Source organism: Paenarthrobacter sp. GQ52 (assembly GCF_059759005.1).
The window spans coordinates 1-19,228 of the sequence record NZ_JCAXEJ010000018.1 but is presented as its reverse complement, the minus strand read 5'-3'; the positions used below and the strand labels follow the sequence as shown (position 1 = coordinate 19,228).

At 58.5% G+C, this 19,228-nt stretch carries 16 protein-coding genes; 12 read left to right on the top strand and 4 right to left on the bottom strand.

Going from position 1 to position 19,228, the window contains the following annotated elements; genetic code table 11:
* Positions 1–3 precede the first annotated feature (3 nt).
* The 6 genes from AC6CH8_RS18470 (at position 4) to AC6CH8_RS18445 (ending at position 6,954) form a co-directional block, all read left to right on the top strand.
* Positions 4–696 carry a hypothetical protein gene (locus AC6CH8_RS18470; protein WP_498191798.1) on the top strand — a complete coding sequence of 231 codons (693 nt, stop codon included), beginning with the start codon at positions 4–6 and terminating at the stop codon, positions 694–696.
* 169 nt (positions 697–865) lie between these two features.
* Positions 866–2,122: an acetylornithine deacetylase gene (gene argE / locus AC6CH8_RS18465; RefSeq protein WP_498191797.1), complete on the top strand. Its 1,257-nt coding sequence runs from the start codon at positions 866–868 to the stop codon at positions 2,120–2,122.
* Between the two features lie 172 nt (positions 2,123–2,294).
* Positions 2,295–3,659, top strand: coding sequence for a DUF3100 domain-containing protein (locus AC6CH8_RS18460; RefSeq protein WP_498191796.1), 1,365 nt, complete (start codon positions 2,295–2,297; stop codon positions 3,657–3,659).
* A gap of 98 nt (positions 3,660–3,757) precedes the next feature.
* Complete coding sequence (locus tag AC6CH8_RS18455) at positions 3,758–4,597, top strand: HAD-IIB family hydrolase (RefSeq protein WP_498191795.1); 840 nt, start codon at positions 3,758–3,760, stop codon at positions 4,595–4,597.
* Between the two features lie 79 nt (positions 4,598–4,676).
* Positions 4,677–6,140 carry an amino acid permease gene (locus AC6CH8_RS18450; protein WP_498191794.1) on the top strand — a complete coding sequence of 488 codons (1,464 nt, stop codon included), beginning with the start codon at positions 4,677–4,679 and terminating at the stop codon, positions 6,138–6,140.
* A gap of 130 nt (positions 6,141–6,270) precedes the next feature.
* Complete coding sequence (locus AC6CH8_RS18445; protein WP_498191793.1) at positions 6,271–6,954, top strand: hypothetical protein; 684 nt, start codon at positions 6,271–6,273, stop codon at positions 6,952–6,954.
* 716 nt (positions 6,955–7,670) lie between these two features.
* On the opposite strand, the gene AC6CH8_RS18440 is transcribed toward AC6CH8_RS18445, so the two are convergent.
* Both AC6CH8_RS18440 and AC6CH8_RS18435 read right to left on the bottom strand, forming a co-directional pair.
* On the bottom strand, positions 7,671–8,471 hold the full coding sequence (locus AC6CH8_RS18440) for a hypothetical protein (protein ID WP_498191792.1): 801 nt from the start codon (positions 8,469–8,471) through the stop codon (positions 7,671–7,673).
* Positions 8,472–8,677: 206 nt separating this feature from the next.
* Positions 8,678–8,980 carry a hypothetical protein gene (locus AC6CH8_RS18435; protein ID WP_498191791.1) on the bottom strand — a complete coding sequence of 101 codons (303 nt, stop codon included), beginning with the start codon at positions 8,978–8,980 and terminating at the stop codon, positions 8,678–8,680.
* On the opposite strand from AC6CH8_RS18435, the gene AC6CH8_RS18430 reads away from it, so the two are divergent.
* The 6 genes from AC6CH8_RS18430 to lepB all read left to right on the top strand — a co-directional run bounded on the left by AC6CH8_RS18430 (position 8,979) and on the right by lepB (position 16,537).
* Complete coding sequence (locus AC6CH8_RS18430) at positions 8,979–9,530, top strand: hypothetical protein (RefSeq protein WP_498191790.1); 552 nt, start codon at positions 8,979–8,981, stop codon at positions 9,528–9,530. The genes AC6CH8_RS18435 and AC6CH8_RS18430 overlap by 2 nt on opposite strands.
* Positions 9,531–9,887: 357 nt before the next feature.
* Positions 9,888–10,961, top strand: coding sequence for an Lrp/AsnC ligand binding domain-containing protein (locus AC6CH8_RS18425; protein WP_498191789.1), 1,074 nt, complete (start codon positions 9,888–9,890; stop codon positions 10,959–10,961).
* A 661-nt stretch (positions 10,962–11,622) separates the two neighbouring features.
* The gene (locus AC6CH8_RS18420; protein ID WP_498191788.1) at positions 11,623–13,191 is read left to right on the top strand and encodes an AbgT family transporter; all 1,569 of its coding nucleotides are present in this window, start codon (positions 11,623–11,625) and stop codon (positions 13,189–13,191) included.
* Positions 13,192–13,213: 22 nt separating this feature from the next.
* Positions 13,214–14,530: an amidohydrolase gene (locus AC6CH8_RS18415; protein ID WP_498191787.1), complete on the top strand. Its 1,317-nt coding sequence runs from the start codon at positions 13,214–13,216 to the stop codon at positions 14,528–14,530.
* Between the two features lie 109 nt (positions 14,531–14,639).
* Positions 14,640–16,055, top strand: a complete 1,416-nt coding sequence (locus tag AC6CH8_RS18410; RefSeq protein ID WP_498191786.1) for an aspartate ammonia-lyase — start codon at positions 14,640–14,642, stop codon at positions 16,053–16,055.
* Between the two features lie 2 nt (positions 16,056–16,057).
* A complete protein-coding gene (gene lepB / locus AC6CH8_RS18405) occupies positions 16,058–16,537 on the top strand; it encodes a signal peptidase I (RefSeq protein ID WP_498191785.1) in 480 nt (159 codons plus the stop codon).
* Between the two features lie 739 nt (positions 16,538–17,276).
* Here lepB and AC6CH8_RS18400 read toward each other — a convergent pair.
* Complete coding sequence (locus AC6CH8_RS18400) at positions 17,277–18,134, bottom strand: hypothetical protein (RefSeq protein ID WP_498191784.1); 858 nt, start codon at positions 18,132–18,134, stop codon at positions 17,277–17,279.
* The gene (locus AC6CH8_RS18395) at positions 18,134–18,412 is read right to left on the bottom strand and encodes a hypothetical protein (RefSeq protein ID WP_498191783.1); all 279 of its coding nucleotides are present in this window, start codon (positions 18,410–18,412) and stop codon (positions 18,134–18,136) included. Before AC6CH8_RS18395 ends, AC6CH8_RS18400 begins: the two co-directional genes overlap by 1 nt.
* Positions 18,413–19,228: the final 816 nt, after the last annotated feature.

Genomic DNA, 19,228 nt, shown 5'->3' with positions numbered 1-19,228 from the left:
CCCATGGAGTTCATCTTCATGCTCACCCGCGACGATCAAACCGTGGAAGACTGCCTCAGCGTTCTGTCCGAAATCGAGGACGTCCCTTTGAAGCACATCGGCTTCAAAGACATCGGCGTCACCCCCGAGGTTCTGCGCGAACTTCACACCCGCATCAAAAACCGCGGGGCAACAAGCCATCTCGAAGTGGTCAGCACCAGCCGTGAGGCCGCCCTTCAATCAGCCAAAATGGCCGTTGATCTTGGTGTGGACTACCTCCTCGGCGGCACGTTCGTCAATGAAACGCTGGAAATACTCTCCGGTTCGGACGTGAAGTACCTCCCGTTCCCGGGTCACCCGACAGGGCACCCCACGAAACTTGGCGGAACGGCAGAGGAAGTGGCGGCCCAGTGTTCAGCCTTTGAACAAGCCGGAGCCGCCGGAGTGGATCTGCTTGCCTTCCGTGCCACCGACGCCGAACCGCTGGAGTTGGTCAAGGCTGCCCGAGCAGCCACCCAAGGCACCCTCGTGGTTGCCGGCAGCATTTCGTCCATCCCCCAGATCGAAGCGCTAGCCGCAGCGGGAGCGGATGCATTCACGATCGGCCAAGCCGCCTTCACGGGCAGCATCGTTCCGCGTCGTGGTTCCTTGCGGAGCCAACTTCAAGAAGCGCTCCAAGCCGCAGAATCTACGGTGAAAACCTCCGCGCCTAACTGAGTACCGGATCCAGGGATCCGCATCCTGAAAGCCGTCCGCGCTGGCCACTGAAATGGGGAAGTGGCCAGCGCGGACTCAAGGCCAAACCGATGACATGTCCATCCACGGGTGTTCGTCAAGGCCGAGCCCATATCGACCGCACCCAATAAGTCACTGCCGAGGAGACCAGATGCAAGTACCCCTCACAGACTCACCCACTCCGCGCCAAGATGAACAGACATCAGGGGAATACCCCAAGAGTCTGGACTCGATCCTTGAATTGCTGCGGTTCGAGACCACAAGCTCTCTGCCGAATCATGGCATCGTCCGTTACCTCTGCCAACGCTTGGAGGACCTGGGCCTCTCCCCTGACCTGGTCTCGTCGCCGGACAAGGCAAAGAGCAGCGTCTTCGTCACCCTCCCGGACTATCAGGGGGAACATGAAGGCGGAGTACTTCTTTCCGGTCATATCGACACCGTGGGAGTCCAGGGACAGCACTGGCTCGCGAACCCCTTCGAACCACACATCACCGACGGCCGGCTCTACGGGCGGGGAACTGCAGACATGAAGGCATTCTGCGGTTCCGTGCTTGCCTCCCTGGAAAAATTCATGGCCCGGCCACTCAACCAGCCGCTTCACCTCGCTTTTACCTATGACGAGGAGACCGGCTGTGGGGGCGCCAAGCAACTCGCAGAAGTACTCAAGGAACGAGGGATTTCCCCCGCCAAGGCGATTATCGGCGAACCAACCTCAATGAAGCCGGTCGCAGGACATAAGGGCTGCGCACGTTACGACCTGCTCTTTGAAGGTCGTTCCAGCCACTCATCCTTGACGCCAACAGCAGTAAACGCCGTTGAGTATGCCGCCATGGCGGTCGCCTACATCCGCGCAATCGCTGACCGGCTGACCACGGAGGGACCCTTCGATCAGTCGTTCAATGTTCCCTTCACCACCATCAGCACAGGCCGCTTCGAGGGAGGCTCCGAACCCAACATCATCCCGGACCGTTGCACAGTCCAACTCGAAATACGGGCGATCCCCGGCCATCCTGTCCAAGCACTGGAAACCGAAATCGGAGACCATCTCGGCAGCCTTCAGGCCGCCATGCAGGCCACACACCTGGAATCGGCCATCACCGTCACTAAAGTCGTCGACGTCCCTGCCTTGGACCCCAGCAAGGAGAATTCGTTCCTTGATCAGGTCGCTCGACTGACCGGCAACAACCCCGACCGTGAGTGCGTCTCCTACGGAACCGAGGCCGGCATCTACCAGAACTTAGGTATGGATGCCGTACTTTGCGGACCAGGAGACATCGCCCAAGCCCATGTCGCCAACGAGTTCATTTCGCTGGAACAGATCAGCCTCTGCGACGAATTCCTTGAACTCCTGGCCCAAGAAATGCAGAACCCCGACAACAGCATGACCGCGCACCACCACAGCGCCTGAATTCTCCGCTAAACCGCCCAACACTCAACCGCGGTACTCCTTCCCCAATCCCTGCTGCCCGACGCGCCAATTTCAGGTGAACCACGTTCAACGGCGAACCCGCTCTGACGGCGCAACAGGGACCCCGACCGATTCGGCAAAGATGCCGAACCACTCCCCAGGAAACCATCCCATGAGTACAACCGTAGAAACCCTGCCGGCAAAGGCCGGAACCCGCTTGACCCTGCCAATTGCAGCCATCGGCCTCGCAATCGCAGTCACCGTACAAATCGTCGGACAGTTCAAGATCGATCTCGGTGTTGGCTCCATCATCATCTTCCCCATGGTTTGGGGCCTGATCCTCGGACTCCTCGTCTCTGTCCAAAAATTCAAACCACTCGGCCTGGACCTGCAAAGAATAGCCGCCGCGCTGGTGGGCGTTGCCGTGCTCCTGCTGGTCGCCCGGCTTTCATTCAATATTGGTCCCAGCCTCCCCAGCCTTATCAAGGCGGGCCCAGCCTTGCTTCTGCAGGAAGTGGGCCACCTCCTGGGAACGGTTGCGCTGGCACTGCCCCTTGCCGTCCTGTTGCGGATGGGAAAAGCCACTGTCGGTGCCACGTTCTCCCTCGACCGGGAACCATCGTTCGCGATGGTCTCAGAAAAATATGGTGCTGATTCAGACCAGTACCGAGGCGTCCTAGCAATGTATGTTTTCGGCACCCTCTTTGGCGCCGTCTACATCAGCCTCCTGACCTCGTTCGTGGCGAACTGGGGAATCTTCTCCCCCCTGGCTCTGGCAATGGGCGCCGGCGTTGGCTCCGGGTCAATGATGGCAGCCTCCGCCGCCAGCATCATCGGCGCCTACCCGACAGACGAGGCGGCCATCCTTGGCATGGCTGCCATCTCCAACCTGATCACCACAATCCTCGGCGTGTACGTAGGCATCTACCTGGCACTGCCCCTGGCCGACCGATTCTACAAAGTCCTGACCCGCCGGCAGACCCGCATGGCCACAGCACCAGAGAAAACCCGAACTCACCCCGAGACAACGGCCCCGGATACCCGCGGGCAGGACTCCAACCACATTTTCCGTGAGCAGGTCATCGCATCCTCAAGCGAAATTCATCTACCGCTTTGGCTTTCCCTTTCGGCGCTGACACTCCTCGGAGTCACGACCGCGTCCATCGCAGCCAAGGGAATCAGCTGGGCCATCGTCGGCGGGTACGGCATCTTGCTGGCCCTGGTGCTTCTCGGGATCTTTCTGGCCTACCTGACCAAAAAGAAGATCTCAGCGATCGTTTTCATCACAACTGTCGGTGCCTACGTTTCCAGCCCGTGGTTCCCCGGCGCCGACGGCCTGGGCGGCGCGGTTAAAGCCATCGACTTCCTCTCCATCGCCACGGTCATGCTGACCCTTGCTGGCCTCTCCCTGGGCAAAGACGTCCCTCTTCTAAGAAACATCGGCTGGAAGATCATCCCCGTTGGGCTCGTCGCCATCACCGCCTCCTTCCTACTCTCTGCGGTCATCGCAGAATTCGCTCTCGGGCTCTGGCACTAACCCTGCGGAACATCCGCACCGAGGAACTCACCTGGACTGGTCGTACCCGACCGTCGGATGGATGCCTCGTCAGATCCCATTCACTCAAAGGAAGACCAATGCAGCGACCCCTACTCGTTAGCGATCTCGACGGGACCCTACTCAACTCAAGCAAAGAGGTCAGCGCGGTGTCGGCAAGAATCCTCAACAGGTTCATTTCCGGCGGCGGACTCTTCACAGTGGCGACCGCCCGCATGGTCTACGGCTGTCAGGACCGGCTCTCCAATCTTGGCATTCAACTGCCCTGGATCGTCATGAACGGCGCTGCCCTCTACTCGCCCGCGACGCAAACCTACGAACACTACTTCTCCGTGGACCCAGAGGACGTTGACCACCTCGCGACAATCATCAACCGAGCTCAGGCGGGGGCCTTTATCTACGCCATCAACGACGGTCGACTCAGCATTGGCTACACCCGGGAGTCGGACCTCGAATGGACGCAGTACAACAGCCGGGCGGCACGCGAAGCAGACATCCCCTTCAGCAAACTCGGTTCCACCAACTGGTCTGCTTTCGGTAACGTGATCTATTTCGCAGTCGTAGGAACAACTGAACGGTTGGCCGCGGTGGCAGCCGCCTCCGGCCAGCAACTCCGCGGGTTACGCGCTTTCCCGTATAAGAACGTCTACAGCGACACTGACTGCCTGGAATTCGCCAGTAACAAGGCCGGGAAAGACAACGCCATCAGCCTCCTCTCGGAGGGGATCGGCGCCCAAGAGCTCATCGTGTTTGGGGACAACTACAACGACCTGGACATGATGCGCATCGCCGACATCGCCATGGCACCTCAAGGGGCAGTGCCCGAAGCATTGGCGCGTGCCCACAAGGTCATCGAATCCAATGATGACGATGGAGTGGCACGCGAGATCGAACGTCGCTTTCTATGCGTGAGTCCCTGACGGTTTCCGCCACGCGTGCCGACTGTTCACGCCCTCTCCATTCCAACCATTTCGCTACCCCGACGCAGTAAGGATCACCATGACCCAATCCAACGTCCTAGCCACGGCCGACACTGCCGACGAGCACGGCTACCGGCGCCATCTAAAGCCCCGCCAAATCGCCATGATCGGAATGGGCGGCGCTATCGGCACGGGCCTTTTCATGGGCTCAGGGGGCCGACTACACCAGGCGGGCCCCGCCTTGGTGGTCTCCTACGTCACCTGCGGCATCTTCGCCTTTCTTGTATTGCGCGCTCTGGGTGAACTGATCTCGCACCGTCCTTCATCCGGGTCCTTTGTGTCCTACACCCGAGAGTTCTTCGGCGAGAAATGGGCCTTCGCCGTGGGATGGACCTACTGGCTGAACTGGGTCGTTGTCACCATCATCGACTCCACAGCCATAGCCCTTTACCTAACCTTCTTCGGTCATTATGTCCCCTGGATGGCCGATGTACCGCAGTGGATCTACGCCCTGGCCACCGTGGTGATCGTTGTCCTGCTCAATCTTGTCTCGGTCCGGGTATTCGGCGAGCTTGAGTTTTGGTTCTCGATGATCAAGATCGGGGCTCTTGCCTTGTTCCTGATCATCGGTATTGTTGTCGTCGCAACTGGCACACCTGTTGATGGCCACACCCCAGGCTTCTCGCTCCTGGCGGACAACGGAGGCGTGTTTCCCGTGGGCATAGTGCCCGCCCTTGTTCTCATTCAGGGTGTGGTCTTCGCTTACGGATCAATCGAGCTGATCGGAACAGCCTCGGGCGAAGCCCAAAACCCCGAAAAGACGATGCCCAAAGCAGTCAACGCAGTGGTGTTCCGCATTGCTGTGTTTTACGTCGGCTCGGTCATCATGCTCTCGCTGCTCATGCCCTACCAAGCCTATGCGGCAGGTACATCACCGTTCGTGACCTTCTTCGGAGCACTGGGAATCAACGGAGCGGACGTTGTCATGAACATGGTGGTTCTGACGGCGGCCCTGTCTTCGTTGAATGCCGGGCTATACTCCACCGGCCGCATCATGCGCTCCCTGGCAGCCCGCGGCTCGGCCCCACAATTCACCATCAAGATGACCAAGTCCGGTGTTCCTTGGGGTGGTCTTCTCATGACCGCCGGCGCAGGTACTGCCGGGGCCTTCCTCAACTACGTCGTCCCGAGCGAAGCCTTCGAAGTTGCGCTCAACGTCGATGCAATCATCCTGCTCCTGACCTGGAGTGCGATCATCGCGTGCCAGATCCGTCTGCGTTCGCTGACGAACCGCGGACTTGTCGCACGTCCTGCATTCCGGATGCCTGGAGCGCCGGTAACGTCTTGGGCGACCCTCGGCTTTTTCGTCGTCGTTATCGCCCTGATGTTCTTCGACACTTCAGGCATCGGACGGACCACTGTCCTCTGGTCACTTCTGCTCGTCCCCTTGTTGGTCGGCGGCTGGTTCATCGCCCGGCCCCATGTTCAACGAAACAAAGCTGAACGAGAAATGCAAGGCACCGACACAATCACAATTCCCTAACCGGAAACACGCACCCCGGACCTGAGGAGGCCCCTACCGTGGGCCTCCTCAGGTCGGCCACGCGGACCCCTGTGTTCGCCAGCGGAGCGCATCGAAATGAACACCTGGAATCAATAGACCTTGGAGAGCCGTGCAGCTAAGTTCCTATCTCAAAGACACCTACCTTGAATGGTCCCTGACCCAAATCATTGCCATAGGCGAGACAGCCGAAGGCCCGTGGGTCGCTGTGGAGGAGTGTCTGTTTCACCCGCAAGGCGGGGGCCAGCCAGCTGACCGGGGGTGGATTGATGACATCGAAGTCTCCCCTCTACGGGACGCCGAGACAGGCCTGATCGTGGCGAGAGCCGTAGCCGCCAAGGACCTGAGTCACTTGAACGAGGGACAGTACGTGAAAGTCCAAATCGACGCAGAACTGCGAAAACTTCACGCGGCCTTGCACACCGCGGGGCACCTGATCGAAGCCGCGGGCAACGCCCAAGGCTGGACACTGGCAGGGAATATCCACTTCCCTGGCCAGGCCCGTATCGAGTTCACCAACGACGGGACAGACACTCGTCTAGTTGCCCCGGAAGGCCTCGTAGCAGCAGCAGCCGCGCTCAACGCGTTTGTGACGGAAGCCATCACCGCCGACCTTCAGGTGACAGCCCAAGTCGACGATACCGGACGCCGCACAATCAGCATCGGCAAGGCACATTCAGTTGCCTGCGGGGGGACCCATGTGCGAAGTCTCGGAGACCTGGCAAATGTCGAGCTCGCACCCCTCAAAACGAAGAAGGGCCGGATCAAGGTCTCATACAGTGCGAATCACGCCTGACAGCAATTTGAGGGGCCCGAACGGCGACGAGCGGGTAGCACGCGAAGGCTCCAGGAAGCCTGCAACCGGTCTTCCTCCTCGGACATACGACGCAGAAGTCCCGCCGATAGCCGAGACTTGCCGCAGACCATTTCATCGCTAACTTCTCCAAAGTCGCCAGCCTCCGCCAAGTGGGCCAATCTGTACGCGGCATGCTTCCCCCTGAGCAGTTCATTCGGATGGTCCCTTCCTGCATCCAGCGACGGCCGCCTGCAAAGATAATTGAACTAACCTCCGGGGGAAGGATTAACGAATCGCCCGCGAGTCCGAGCGGGACGAGTTCCTCCGGCTTCATGGGCATAGGTTTCAAGAACGGGAATAAGCACGTGGGCCAGAGCATTCGAAGCAATCCGCTGCTGCTTGGGTGAGTATTCGTTGCTGACTAGCGCAGCCGCTGCGTCCACCAGAGCCTCCATGGCAGCTGGTGAGGAGCCATCGCGCGCGGTCGACGAAATCAATCGTGCCAATTCAGGAAATCCGACCGTGTCCAACCGTCCGCTGGTGCCGTCAAGCGGCATTAGAGACAAATTGAAGTGCTTTGCTTAGGTTATTGTGATCTTGGCTCCTACCAAATAGGGCCATCCAGGAATCCCTAAGGGCATTCACGACGCTGCTGTGGAGTCTCCGGCCAGATGCCCGCTGGATGTATTTTCCCGTCGCGGATAGCAACCATGTTTTCAATGAATTCGATCAACGTGGCAGCCCGCTCTGATCCGCGAGCCGTGTAGGGGCATGAGACGTAAAAGAACGGCATGCGCTTGGGGATGCGTTACTCGCTCGAGGAGTGGTTCGAGATCTTTCCATTGCAGGTCAATCACCTGTCTTATTTGGAGCTCTCGTAGCAGTTCTGCTCCGGCGGACTGGTTCCCTCCGTGTCCTTCAAGGAGTTGCTGCCCTAGACGCATGAGGTGATCCGCATGGCGGCTCAGTTCGGCCGCTATGGCGTGCTGAGTCCTTGTATCGTCTTGTGCGGTGAGGGCTCGACGGACTGCCCCTGCGGTATGTTCCCGGAGCACCACAGCGAAGAATGCGTCGACCAGTTCAGGATTCTCCGCGAGGTAGTCAGGCGCCTTTTCCAGGAAGGTAGTCGCCGACTGGGAGTCAAGCAGGTTCGGCCTATGCACTATTTCACCGACGGTTTCTCGCGCTCTTTGGAGGCCGCCAGAACTTGCTGCCGGAAGCGCAACGACCAGCCAATCAGCCTTTGTCCCCGTGCGTGTCTCGCCCGTAGAAGGAAGCTCACTCAATATGACTGTCAGGTTTGCCGCACTGACACGAGCGTCCGCAATTGTTGCTCTCGCAATCGAGGCCCAAAGTTCCTCCTGAGTCGAAAGCTCATTGGGCACCACCGGGAGGTATCCCAACCATTCAACGATTCGGGGAACTAGCATCACTGCCGCCGAGGACTGCATGGACAAGACAATTGCAAGGAAGTTGGTCGGCAATTGGCGCAACGGCTGCTTCCCGTTGATGGCCATGACTCGGTCAAGAATCCCAGTAAGGATTGGCGACTCGTCTGTCAGAGCATTCGCAAGAGAGCCAAGGTGGCCGGCCGCGAACCAGGAAGCGTTGCGGTCGGGTCGGCTTCCAGTTCCCTGCAGTACCGTCTCTGCCCGATCTATCCAGGACTGGTATTGGTCCTGCATTCCAAGTTGCTCATCCTGCGCGATCAAGTCGGTCATGCTCAGGAGCGATGAGTACTCCTGAAGCGCATGAGCGAAAGGCCCACTGATCTCTCAAGAGCCAGCGGCGAATCGATGACACCGTGTTCCGCATCCAACTCTGACAGCCGCTGCTGCAGTTCGGGCGGGAGAGACGGTGCCCCGATCGCAGCAAGAAGCCGATGCTGCCATCTCTCCCGTTGCTTTCGGGTCTGCTGGCTGATGGGGTTGCGGCCGGGCTGGCCGCCCTCAACGTATTTGTTGACGATTGCGTCGACCGGGCGCTTTCGGGATTTCCTCGTCTCCCCTATCAGGCGGACGAACATGATCCTCGGATACTTGACCGCGAGCTTCGTTATCTCCGTCATCATGACGGCGGTGGTAATCCTTTTGGGTCAGCTATACATCCTCTTCCGCGGGGAACCGTTGATGACCTGGGCCCAGCTCGGACAATGCGCCGCCGTGGTCCTGGTCTCATCTGCTGCGTTCGCTGCGCTGTCCAGCTTCGTGGTCACCTTCATCAAGTCCAGCACCGCCTTCTCAGCTCTGAGCACCATCGTGGGAACCATCATCGGCTTCCTTGCCGGCGCTTACATCCCGGCCGGAACCCTGCCTTCCGGCGTGGTCAAAGTTCTGAACTCACTCCCCTTCGCGCAATCAGCCATGTTGATCCGCCAGCCGTACACATCGCAGGCACTTGAAGCGCTGACAGATAACCAAGACCAGGCCGTTGACGCAGTCCAGACTTTCTACGGCATCACAGCTTCAGTCGGCGATCTCGCCGTGACAAACACGCTGGCGATCTCTGTTCTGCTTGGAATGGTTGCCGTCTTCATCGCACTGGGCTCCTGGCGAATCGGTCGGCGCATACGATGACCGGCAACGAGGACCTGTGGGGAGGCCTCTCGTCCACCGTCACCGTGTTCGTGGAACTTCCCGCGCCATATCCGCTGATCACCTAGTGCGAATCATGTAAGTCGGGCTGTGATGCCTGTCAGTCGGCGTGGATGGTTTCGTTGGGGACCGTATATGCGCTACTTCACAGGGCGAAAGGCTGACTACTAAAGAACGGTTGGGTAGTCGGATCCGCCTGCCAGTGCTTAGGCTGACCAGAACTCAGTGTTAGCGTGCTCGATCTTCGTCGCCAGGCCTGAGCGCAAGGCCGCAATTGACACCGAGATGTGCCAAGCGTTGGCTTGCGGAAATCTGGGCTTCGCGTCATATGCTTGGAAAGTGGCAGAGGACGAACTTGCGGACTGGGATACGGTCACTCTGGACGAACTGGACATTCTCTTAGTCAGCGCCCTGCAAGAGGCGCCACGAGCAAAGTGGGCTGATCTCGCGCCGATCCTTGGAATGGCTGAGCAAACCTTGGCCAGCCGGTGGAATAGGCTCGAAAGCTTAGGGTTGGCGTGGATTACGCTCTCCGACCGTTTTGAACTGGATGCACACTACACTGCCTTTGTCGCTATTAGGACGAAGCCGGGTGCCACGGTTCAAACCATGTACGACTTACGCCCGGTGCCGATAGTCCTGACCTTGCATCACACCACGGGCGACTTCGACGTTCTTGCGCTCATTGATGCCCGTAGCGTGCAGGACGTGGAGAATTTCATGAACAGCACTCTAGGCAGCATGCCATCGGTGACGGGTTATCGACTGACCCCAGTGGTCCGCGTCTTGAGCTCCGGTGCACGCTGGCGTTTGACACAGTTGGGAAGCGAACAGCGCCGACAGCTGGCCGCTCTCACTGTTGCCCCCAAGGAAGCTGAAGGGCCGGAGTGGCTGGCTCGTGATCCTCTTGCCAGGGCCATTATGGAGGAGTTGCGCGGAAACGGGCGGTTGACACCGCCGGAGCTGGTGGAACTGCTGCTTATCAATCACGGCATGAACGCCAGCATGAGCACGGTACGTCGACGGTTGAACCGCTTGCTGAAGCTGCGAGACGTACGTATTCGATGTGACGTGAGTACCTACGATGTCGGATGGAATAGCACGGTGATCCTTTGGTGTTCCATAGCTCCCGAGCAAGCTGCCAGGCTCTCAAGTATGGGAAATGGCGTAGCTAGTCACCTCTCGAATTATTTCCCTGAAGTACGCTCCTTCATCCTCACGGCCGGTAGCTCAAATCTCCACATCACCCTCTGGCTGCACTCGCTCAGCTCCTTGACTGAGTTCGAGCACCGTATGCAAACGTGGCTTCGCACCATGGACGTACGCGAACGCTCCGTCAGCATGACCACTCCAAAGCGTATGGGCATATGCCTGAGCAACGGACGCCGGCAATCTCTGGCTAGACGCAACTAGCAGACCACGACCGCCACAGACTTGACGGGGCTTTGCTCCTTGTTACTTTTGAAGGCTTTGTTTACGGGGTCGGTCGGATGACGGTCTGTTGCTTGGCCGTTTTTCGGCCCTGTGGATGCCCTGATCAAGCGAGCCCACGGATCGTGCGTCACGGGGGGGGCGGCTTATGGCCCAAGTCCTGCCTGTCTGCCACCCGAGTTGTACGAGCAACCCACTACTCGCGCCGCTATGCGTACGGGCCTGGAGACCGTCGACTCACTTTCTTCTCTGAGGGCTGGACCGAGGCAGAGCCTCCCCTAGGGGAACAATCGCATCCAAACGACAACCGCTGTCTCCGACTTCGTCCCCATGACGACGGACGCTGTGCCGTCGCTATCTGGGTTGGACCGGTCAGGCAGCTCAATGCAGACCCACCTTGCTATTTGAGCCGGCTCTGTCGGCTGGGACCCAGTCGAGAATTCAGCCGCACCCTGCCCGCTGCCGCATCCTTGAAGGGTGCTGACCAGAAACACGATGAGCAGGAGGTCCCTGACCGGATCTTCCAGCTAAGGGCCGCAATCTGCCATTTGTCAGGGATATGCAGCTTCAAACCGGATCGCCAGGTCTACAGTTTCCAGATGAAGCCACCACATGCCATCGGCATATACAACGGAGTATAAAAATGGAAATTGCAAGGAAGGTCGCATCCAGCAAAACGGCCTGGGCGATTAGAGGCATTGAACGCGCCGGGAACAAACTGCCCCACCCGATGTATCTCTTCGTCTATCTTTTTGTCATAATCGCTGGCCTGTCTGCTCTTTTTGCTGCACTGGGCACGAGCGTGACGATCCCTGGATCGGAGAAAGTTGTCCAGATTCAAAGCTTCTTCAGCCCCGACGGGGCTCTATGGCTACTCGGCAATTTCGTAAAGAACTTCATCGACTTTCCACCATTGGGGACGGTCATCATGATGATCATGGCGGTTGGTATTGCCGAAAGGACGGGCCTTCTTAACGCTGCAATTGTTGCCGTTTTCTCTCGTGTTCCCCGGCGAATGGTCCCCTACATCGTAGCCATGCTCGCGTGCCAGGCTCATGTTATGAGTGACGTGGCCATGATTGTGGTGCCAGCACTCGCAGCACTCGTGTTCCTTAAGGCTGGTCGTAACCCAATCGCCGGCCTAATCGGGTCCGTGGCCTGTGTTGCTGCAGGCTACTCAGGAGGCATTTTCCTCGGAGCACTAGATGCACTGATGCTCGGCATCACCGAGCAGGCGACGAATATTCTTCCTGGTTATGAGGTTCACACTTCGTTGCTGATGAACTACTTTTTCACCGCTTCGTCGGGAGTCATACTCGGCTTGCTTGGTGGCTTTCTCATCGATCGCGTTCTGGAACCCCTCTGCCCGGCTCCCTCTGCAGCAAGCATCGCAAACGTGTCTATCCCGGAGCAGCTTCAGGACCAGCATGGCTCCGTCAATGACCTTCGCTTACAGCCAGCACAGCGCAAAGGACTCGTGGTCACCGTTCTCGTTTTGGCGGGGTTCCTCGGAACCGCCGCCGCGGCTTGGTTGTGGCCAGGAAGCCCACTGCAGGGAAAGGGCGGGACGCTCGTCCCTTCCCCACTCCTCAGTGGCATCATTCCACTGCTTTTTGCCTCTTTCGTTATAGCCGCACTGGCTTATGGTCTGGCATCGAAATCCCTAGCCAATAAGAACTCGATCCCCAAAATGTTGGAAGCAGCAGTTAAAGAAGCAGTTCCTTACATCGTTCTGGTGTTTGCCATCTCCCAAGCACTGGCACTCTTCACGTGGACAAACATCGGCACTCTCCTGGCCGTGAACGTAGCCACATTGTTCGAGGATCTGCATATCACCGGGTTCGGAGCACTTCTCATCTTCGTTCTGGTGACCTGCATACTGAACCTTCTCATCACCAGCGGATCTGCGCTATGGTCACTGCTGGCGCCAGTCTTTGTTCCCGCATACACGTTGCTCGGCCTTTCACCCGCGTTGACACAAGCAGCATTCAGAATCGGAGACTCGGTTACCCAGCCGCTTAGCCCGATGAATGCCATGTTGCTTGTCGTGCTGACGATGCTGCAGAAATATGAACCCGAGGCGAAACTTGGCACCGTTATCGCGAGGAACGCTATCTTTGCCTTCCCTTTCCTGCTCGTATGGCTTGCCATTCTGGCTATCTTCTACTTCTGCGGGTTGCCTTTAGGGCCCGGAGCCTCCATTCATCTGTAGTATCAACAGGAAGAACAGGTACTTGAAGACCACCGACATCATTGCCCTTCGTCGCCAGCTGCACGCCCACGCAGAGCCTGGCCTGCTGGAGTACAGAACCGCATCCCTTGTCATCAATACACTGCAGCAACTGGGCGTGCCCGTGAAGCTTGGGGCAGCGGCCATGGACCTGTCTGTTATCGCTGTTCCGCCTACGGAAGAGGAACGCCAGGAGTGGGGCGAACTCGCAATAAACGCCGGAGCCGACGCGGAAACCGTTGAATTTCTGCAAACCCACGGCACAGCAGTCGTCGCCGACATAGAAGGCAATAGACCCGGACCAGCTTGGGGGCTACGCATTGACATGGACGCCCTACCAATACCCGAAGCCAACGACGGGGCGCACATCCCCGCGCGGCTGGGCTTCCGCTCCGAGACGTCCTGGATGCATGCATGTGCCCATGACGGACATACGGCCATAGGTCTAGCGCTAGCGAGCCGACTCGCGGACGGAAACTTCCCGGGATCGGTGCGGCTCCTATTTCAACCCGCGGAGGAAGGCGTCCGCGGAGCACTTCCGATGGTAAAGGCCGGGGCGGTGGATGGTATCGATCACATGGTCGCCATCCATTTGGGAGGTTCACTTCCCACGGGAACCGTGTATGGAGGGGTAACCGGTGCAATGGCGACCACGAAGTGGATCGTGGAATTCCGGGGAGAAGCTGCACATGCTGCTGCCGCTCCAGAATTGGGACGCAACGCGCTGGCTTCGGCGGCCCATGCGGTGCTTGGAATCCTGGGGATTCCTCGTTTCGCCGGGGCCAACACACGTGTCAATGTGGGGACGCTGCATGTGGAAGGAAGCCAAAACATTGTGCCCTCGCACGCGGTTATGACCTACGAGACACGCGCTGAATCCAACGAAGTCCTTGAGTGCCTCGATGCGAAATCGGGCAGCATTATCGCGGGGGCGGCTGCGATGTACGGTGTCGACGCATCAAGAAAGAAATCCGGCAGCGGAGCAAGTTCAGATCCCGACCCTGAAATCATCCGGTTGATATCAGAAGCGGCCGGACAAATGCCCGCCGTAAACAGTTTCGTTCCCACGGGCTCTTTTGGCGGAACCAGCGACGACGCCCACCTCATGATCCATGAAGTTCAGACAGCAGGGGGCATCGGGTCATACATAATGGTTGGGGCCTCCAACCAGGCACCCCACCACCACCCGATGTTCGACATCGATGAAAAAGCCCTGACGATAGCAACTGATCTGCTCGAGAATCTCTTCAGAGCTGCGCACCGAACCCCGGACGAAGAAACGAATCCAGGCCAGACCGCGGAGCTTACCGCTGCAATCTAGCTCCCTGCAGAGTGCCACCAGCCGTCGCCGGTGACACCCTGCAGGGCGTGCCGCAAACTACCAGCTTTCTATTGGTCCTGTCCCGTTTATAAGCCCTTTGAGGATCCTCATGACTATCGCCCGTACCCTTCAGGACACCAGGTCCGAGCATGACCTTCTCGGCGAGAGGGACGTCCCGGCCGACGCCTACTGGGGTGTGCACACCCTCCGGGCCGTGGAGAATTTCCCGATTACCGGCCAGCCGCTCTCCTCGAACATGTACTTGGTTCGTGGGCTTGCCGCGGTGAAACTCGCCGCAGCCCGCACCAATCACGAGCTCGGTCTGCTCGACGCCGAACGCGCCCGGGCCATTGAGCAGGCCTGCACCGATATCCTGAACGGCCAACTCAGTGAGCAGTTCGTCGTGGACGTCATCCAAGGAGGCGCCGGCACGTCCTCGAACATGAACGCCAACGAGGTCATCGCCAACCGTGCCCTCGAAATCCTTGGCCACAACAAAGGCGACTATGACCGGCTCCACCCCAACGACCACGTCAACCTCAGCCAGTCCACCAACGACGTCTACCCGACCGCCGTGAAACTAGGCACCATCTTCGCTGCCCGGGATCTTGTGTATGCGCTGGCCGAACTTGAGGAAGCGTGCGGTGCCAAGGCAATGGAATTTCGCACTGTGGTGAAGATGGGCCGGACCCAGCTGCAGGACGCCGTCCCCATGACCCTGGGCCAGGAGTTCGGCACCTACGCCGTCACCCTTGGTGAGGACCGGGTCCGGCTGGCCGACGCAGGGCGGCTGATCCACGAGATCAACCTCGGCGCCACCGCCATCGGCACAGGACTGAACGCACCGGCCGGTTACGCCGAGGCAGCCTGCCGGCACTTGGCCGAAGTCACTGGCCTGCCGCTGGTCACCGCCTTCGACCTCATCGAAGCAACTCAGGATGTGGGCGCGTTCGTGCACCTCTCCGGGGTACTCAAGCGCGTTGCTGTGAAGCTCTCCAAGATCTGTAACGATCTGCGCCTGCTCTCATCCGGCCCCCGCGCCGGGTTCGGCGAAATCAACCTTCCGGCCGTCCAGTCCGGGTCCTCCATCATGCCCGGCAAGATCAACCCCGTCATCCCGGAAGTAGTCTCCCAGGTGGCCTACGAAGTCATCGGCAACGACATCACCATCACCATGGCCGCCGAAGCAGGACAACTCCAACTCAACGCCTTCGAACCCATCATCGTCCACAGCCTCCACAAGAGCATCACTCACCTTGAAGCAGCCTGCCGCACCCTCACCGCACGCTGCATCCGGGGAGTCACCGCGAACACCGAGCATCTGCGGCTCACAGTAGAGCAGTCGATCGGCTTGGTCACCGCACTTAACCCGCACCTCGGATACGCCACGGCCACAGCTATCGCCCAAGAAGCCCTCGCCACCGGGAAAGGTGTCGCTGAACTCGTCCTCGAACACGGCCTGCTCACGGCTGAACAGCTCGTAGGGCTCCTGAGCCCTCAACGACTCGCCAACCTCAGCAAATAGACGTGGACCAACAAAAAGAGTCCAAGGACCCAGGTTCTGATAAGAAGCCGGTCCTTTCCTGGCTCCGCGAGATCGTTACGGTGATCGTCCTTGCCGTTGTCCTGTCCTTGCTTATCAAGACATTCCTGGCTCGAGCCTTCTTCATCACGTCCACTTCAATGGTGACCACCCTGGAAGTCAACGACAGGATCTTCGTAAACCTCCTGGTACCAGAGCCGTTGGACCTAGCTCGGGGAGATGTGGTGGTCTTTCGTGACACCAAGGGATGGCTGCCGGAAGTAACCAAAGACCAGGGACCGGGCCAAGCTATCCAGAACGCCTTGACGTTCGTGGGGCTCCTTCCGGACACCACGGAACAACACTTGGTCAAACGCGTCATTGGTCTCCCCGGAGACCGTGTGATGTGTTGCGGCACGCAAGGCAAGCTGACAATCAATGGAACCGACGTGGACGCGATGTCGGCGACGGCCTTGATCAAGTGAGCCAATTCAAGCCAACATGTCTCCTCGCGTGACAGAGGGTCAGAGATAAGGCCCTTAACTGCAGAGATGATGGCCACGGTGTCTCCACGCTCCGCGTGTAAAAGCAGGAGAGCTTCAGCGGTGGCAAACAGAACAATACGACGAAGTAGCAGAATGGGTGTTCGAGAATGAATTGAGATGGACTTATCGGGAGCCCTTCGGATGCTTGCTGTCGCCAGATCATGAACACTATCAATAAGGGCATGCTCAACGCTCGGTAGCGAGTGATCCCTACTGCCAATGACGGCACGTCTCAGGGAACTCACGTCAAAATCTTCAGTAACGCTTTCATTCAACCATAGGCAATCTTCAAGTCACGGCGTAATCGTGCGGAGACCGATTTCACCCAGCGACCTTAGGCAGTTCCTCAGCGTACCAATATTCCTCGAACGCAACCTGAACTTTACCCTGCTGGCCATAGGCCGGGGGCGAAAGAGTAGGTTCGCAAGTTTTAGTCCTGCTTTGGTTTCCCCGTTGTCAAGCAGGTTCATGGTCAAAGCGCCTTCTGAACGTGGATCAGTCCTCCAACTGAGCCCATCCACGCCCCACTCCAATATCATCGGCACCAGACGCGCAGCATCGTCTGCAGGGATCCTCGCCCCGATATCGAACACCGCTCGACGCACGCACGAATTGCCAGTGCTCCTAAGACCAAAGAAAACGCCAACCACTTGGTCGGGTACGAGGCCGGCCATTCGAGTCAGGAATTCAATTTCGGGCCAATACGGCTCACGAGTGTAGCCGTCTCCCCCGGGGTAGGTTCGGGCGGAGAGCTGAAGACACCGGCGGCAGCCAATGGTTGTAGCCAAAATGGGCTGTTGTTCCCCTCGAAGAACACCCGACGAAGTTGGAGAGTTGGGATCTGCCGCAAGGCATACTGAACTTGCTCGGAAGTCGGAGGCTTGTCCGCGCGATTAATCTCAGCCAGCAACTCGTCGAGTAGCCGACGAGTGCCGAAGAAGCCTGCGGTCCTAACGGCAACCAGGTCTTCCACAACACGGATATTCCCCAGAATCTCAATGTCGGTTGGCACGTCACCGTTATCCTTGGGCGGGCGCTCCAGATGGGTCCACCGAACGAAGAACTCTCGAGTCTCAATCCATTGCCCGACCGCTGGATGATCGCTGCTGCTACCCACAGCGAGCAGAGAGGCGGCATCGTCGCGGACCTTCTTGGTCTCCAGAACCACCGTTTGAACTATCTGATCAATTGCAATCGCTACTTGCCTAGGCACGGGGATGTAGTCTAGGTCCTGCCGAAGGTCGAGGTCAGACGACAGCGCCAGAGCATATGAGAGCTCGCGGGCGAGGGCTGACGCGGACTTACCCTGCAGGCGGCCTGTGGTCTCACCGACGACTGAAGGCAGGGCGTTCATGACTTCTCGCATCGCATTTCCGATAAGCGGCACACGAGCACGTTCCTCGCCCGCCACTGCCGGGGTCCTGAGCATTCGGATCGCCGCCCTATACGTCCCAGCGAGAGCCGGACTTCGCTCATCCAAGGCGTCATAGAGTTGCTGCTGCCGGTCATCGAGGTAGGCTCTGTCGTGCTCAACCATCAGCTCTCCATCAGGTCCAAAGGAAATAGGGAGCAATCGCAAGGACTCTTCCCATAGTTAGAGCATGCTCCGAAATACTCGGACAACCAGGCGCCACGAAGTTTCTGTTGGCCAATCTGCTTGACCAATGTCATGGATGGCGGCGCTTTCATCGTCGTATTGGCACGGTAGGTGGTTTCAAATTGAAGCCAATCGTCCCAGTGGCTACGCATTGGGACCACAAGGTCCCCAAGGTCGGTTTCGGCCAGAAGACTCCCCTCGCCTTGCATGAACTTCATTTGCGATCTCCTCTGAGGCAATTTCGCATAGTTTTCGCACTCGCGCTTCGGCTAGACCTATTGAGAAGCAAGACCGCTTGATGCCCATGCTCGGGAACCTCTATGAGTCTCAGGCCCTAGCCGACCCGATTGCGAGTGCCCTAATGCCGCCTGATGTTCCCCTATTATTGGCTGACCGGCGACGCCCAATTCTGCGCTCTAAGAGTCCATCTCAAAATAGAGCTGGATATCGAACTGAAGTGACGCCAGAGGTCACCTCTCTCTTGTCGACAATGCATCCGGCTCAGTTGAATCAGCTCGACCGGCGCTTGCCGAGGGCGTCTCAAGAAGCCGAACGCGCAGCTCTCCTGGACCTACGAGCCACAACGACTGTCTGTCTGGTGACCACGCAAACGGTATTCTCCCCTGGTGAGTCGCTCGGGCTTCAACCTCACTCAAGCTGGCAACAAGGATCGTCAGGAACACCCCTGATTGCGTGTCGGGTTCACGGCTAGGTCCGGGCGCGCACAACCATATACTGTCGCTAATCCCGACCCTGCGTGATGCGTGCTTGATCGGAACACCAACTATGTCCGAGAAGAACGACGCGGCTTCGGGGAGATCCGGAACAGTTAGTTCTGTTCGGAGCACCACCGCCGGCGCGTCCGGAGAGCGCCCATTCCTGGCTTCAGAATTGTTCGTTGGCTGGCTAGGACCCTCAACCCTGGGCCGTCGCCCTCGGTCAAGGGAACTTCCGTCAAGGGGCTGTTTTTCAATGCGGTCTACAAAAAGCGTTTGTTCGTCCGCTGTAGTCACGGTTGCCCTGGACACGAAATT

Coding starts and splice junctions, on each gene's coding strand:
- AC6CH8_RS18470 (WP_498191798.1), top strand. CDS start 4: ATGGAGTTCATCTTCATGCTCACCCGCGACGATCAAACCGTGGAAGAC.
- argE (WP_498191797.1), top strand. CDS start 866: ATGCAAGTACCCCTCACAGACTCACCCACTCCGCGCCAAGATGAACAG.
- AC6CH8_RS18460 (WP_498191796.1), top strand. CDS start 2,295: ATGAGTACAACCGTAGAAACCCTGCCGGCAAAGGCCGGAACCCGCTTG.
- AC6CH8_RS18455 (WP_498191795.1), top strand. CDS start 3,758: ATGCAGCGACCCCTACTCGTTAGCGATCTCGACGGGACCCTACTCAAC.
- AC6CH8_RS18450 (WP_498191794.1), top strand. CDS start 4,677: ATGACCCAATCCAACGTCCTAGCCACGGCCGACACTGCCGACGAGCAC.
- AC6CH8_RS18440 (WP_498191792.1), bottom strand. CDS start 8,471: ATGGCCATCAACGGGAAGCAGCCGTTGCGCCAATTGCCGACCAACTTC.
- AC6CH8_RS18430 (WP_498191790.1), top strand. CDS start 8,979: ATGATCCTCGGATACTTGACCGCGAGCTTCGTTATCTCCGTCATCATG.
- AC6CH8_RS18435 (WP_498191791.1), bottom strand. CDS start 8,980: ATGTTCGTCCGCCTGATAGGGGAGACGAGGAAATCCCGAAAGCGCCCG.
- AC6CH8_RS18420 (WP_498191788.1), top strand. CDS start 11,623: ATGGAAATTGCAAGGAAGGTCGCATCCAGCAAAACGGCCTGGGCGATT.
- AC6CH8_RS18410 (WP_498191786.1), top strand. CDS start 14,640: ATGACTATCGCCCGTACCCTTCAGGACACCAGGTCCGAGCATGACCTT.
- AC6CH8_RS18400 (WP_498191784.1), bottom strand. CDS start 18,134: ATGGTTGAGCACGACAGAGCCTACCTCGATGACCGGCAGCAGCAACTC.
- AC6CH8_RS18395 (WP_498191783.1), bottom strand. CDS start 18,412: ATGAAGTTCATGCAAGGCGAGGGGAGTCTTCTGGCCGAAACCGACCTT.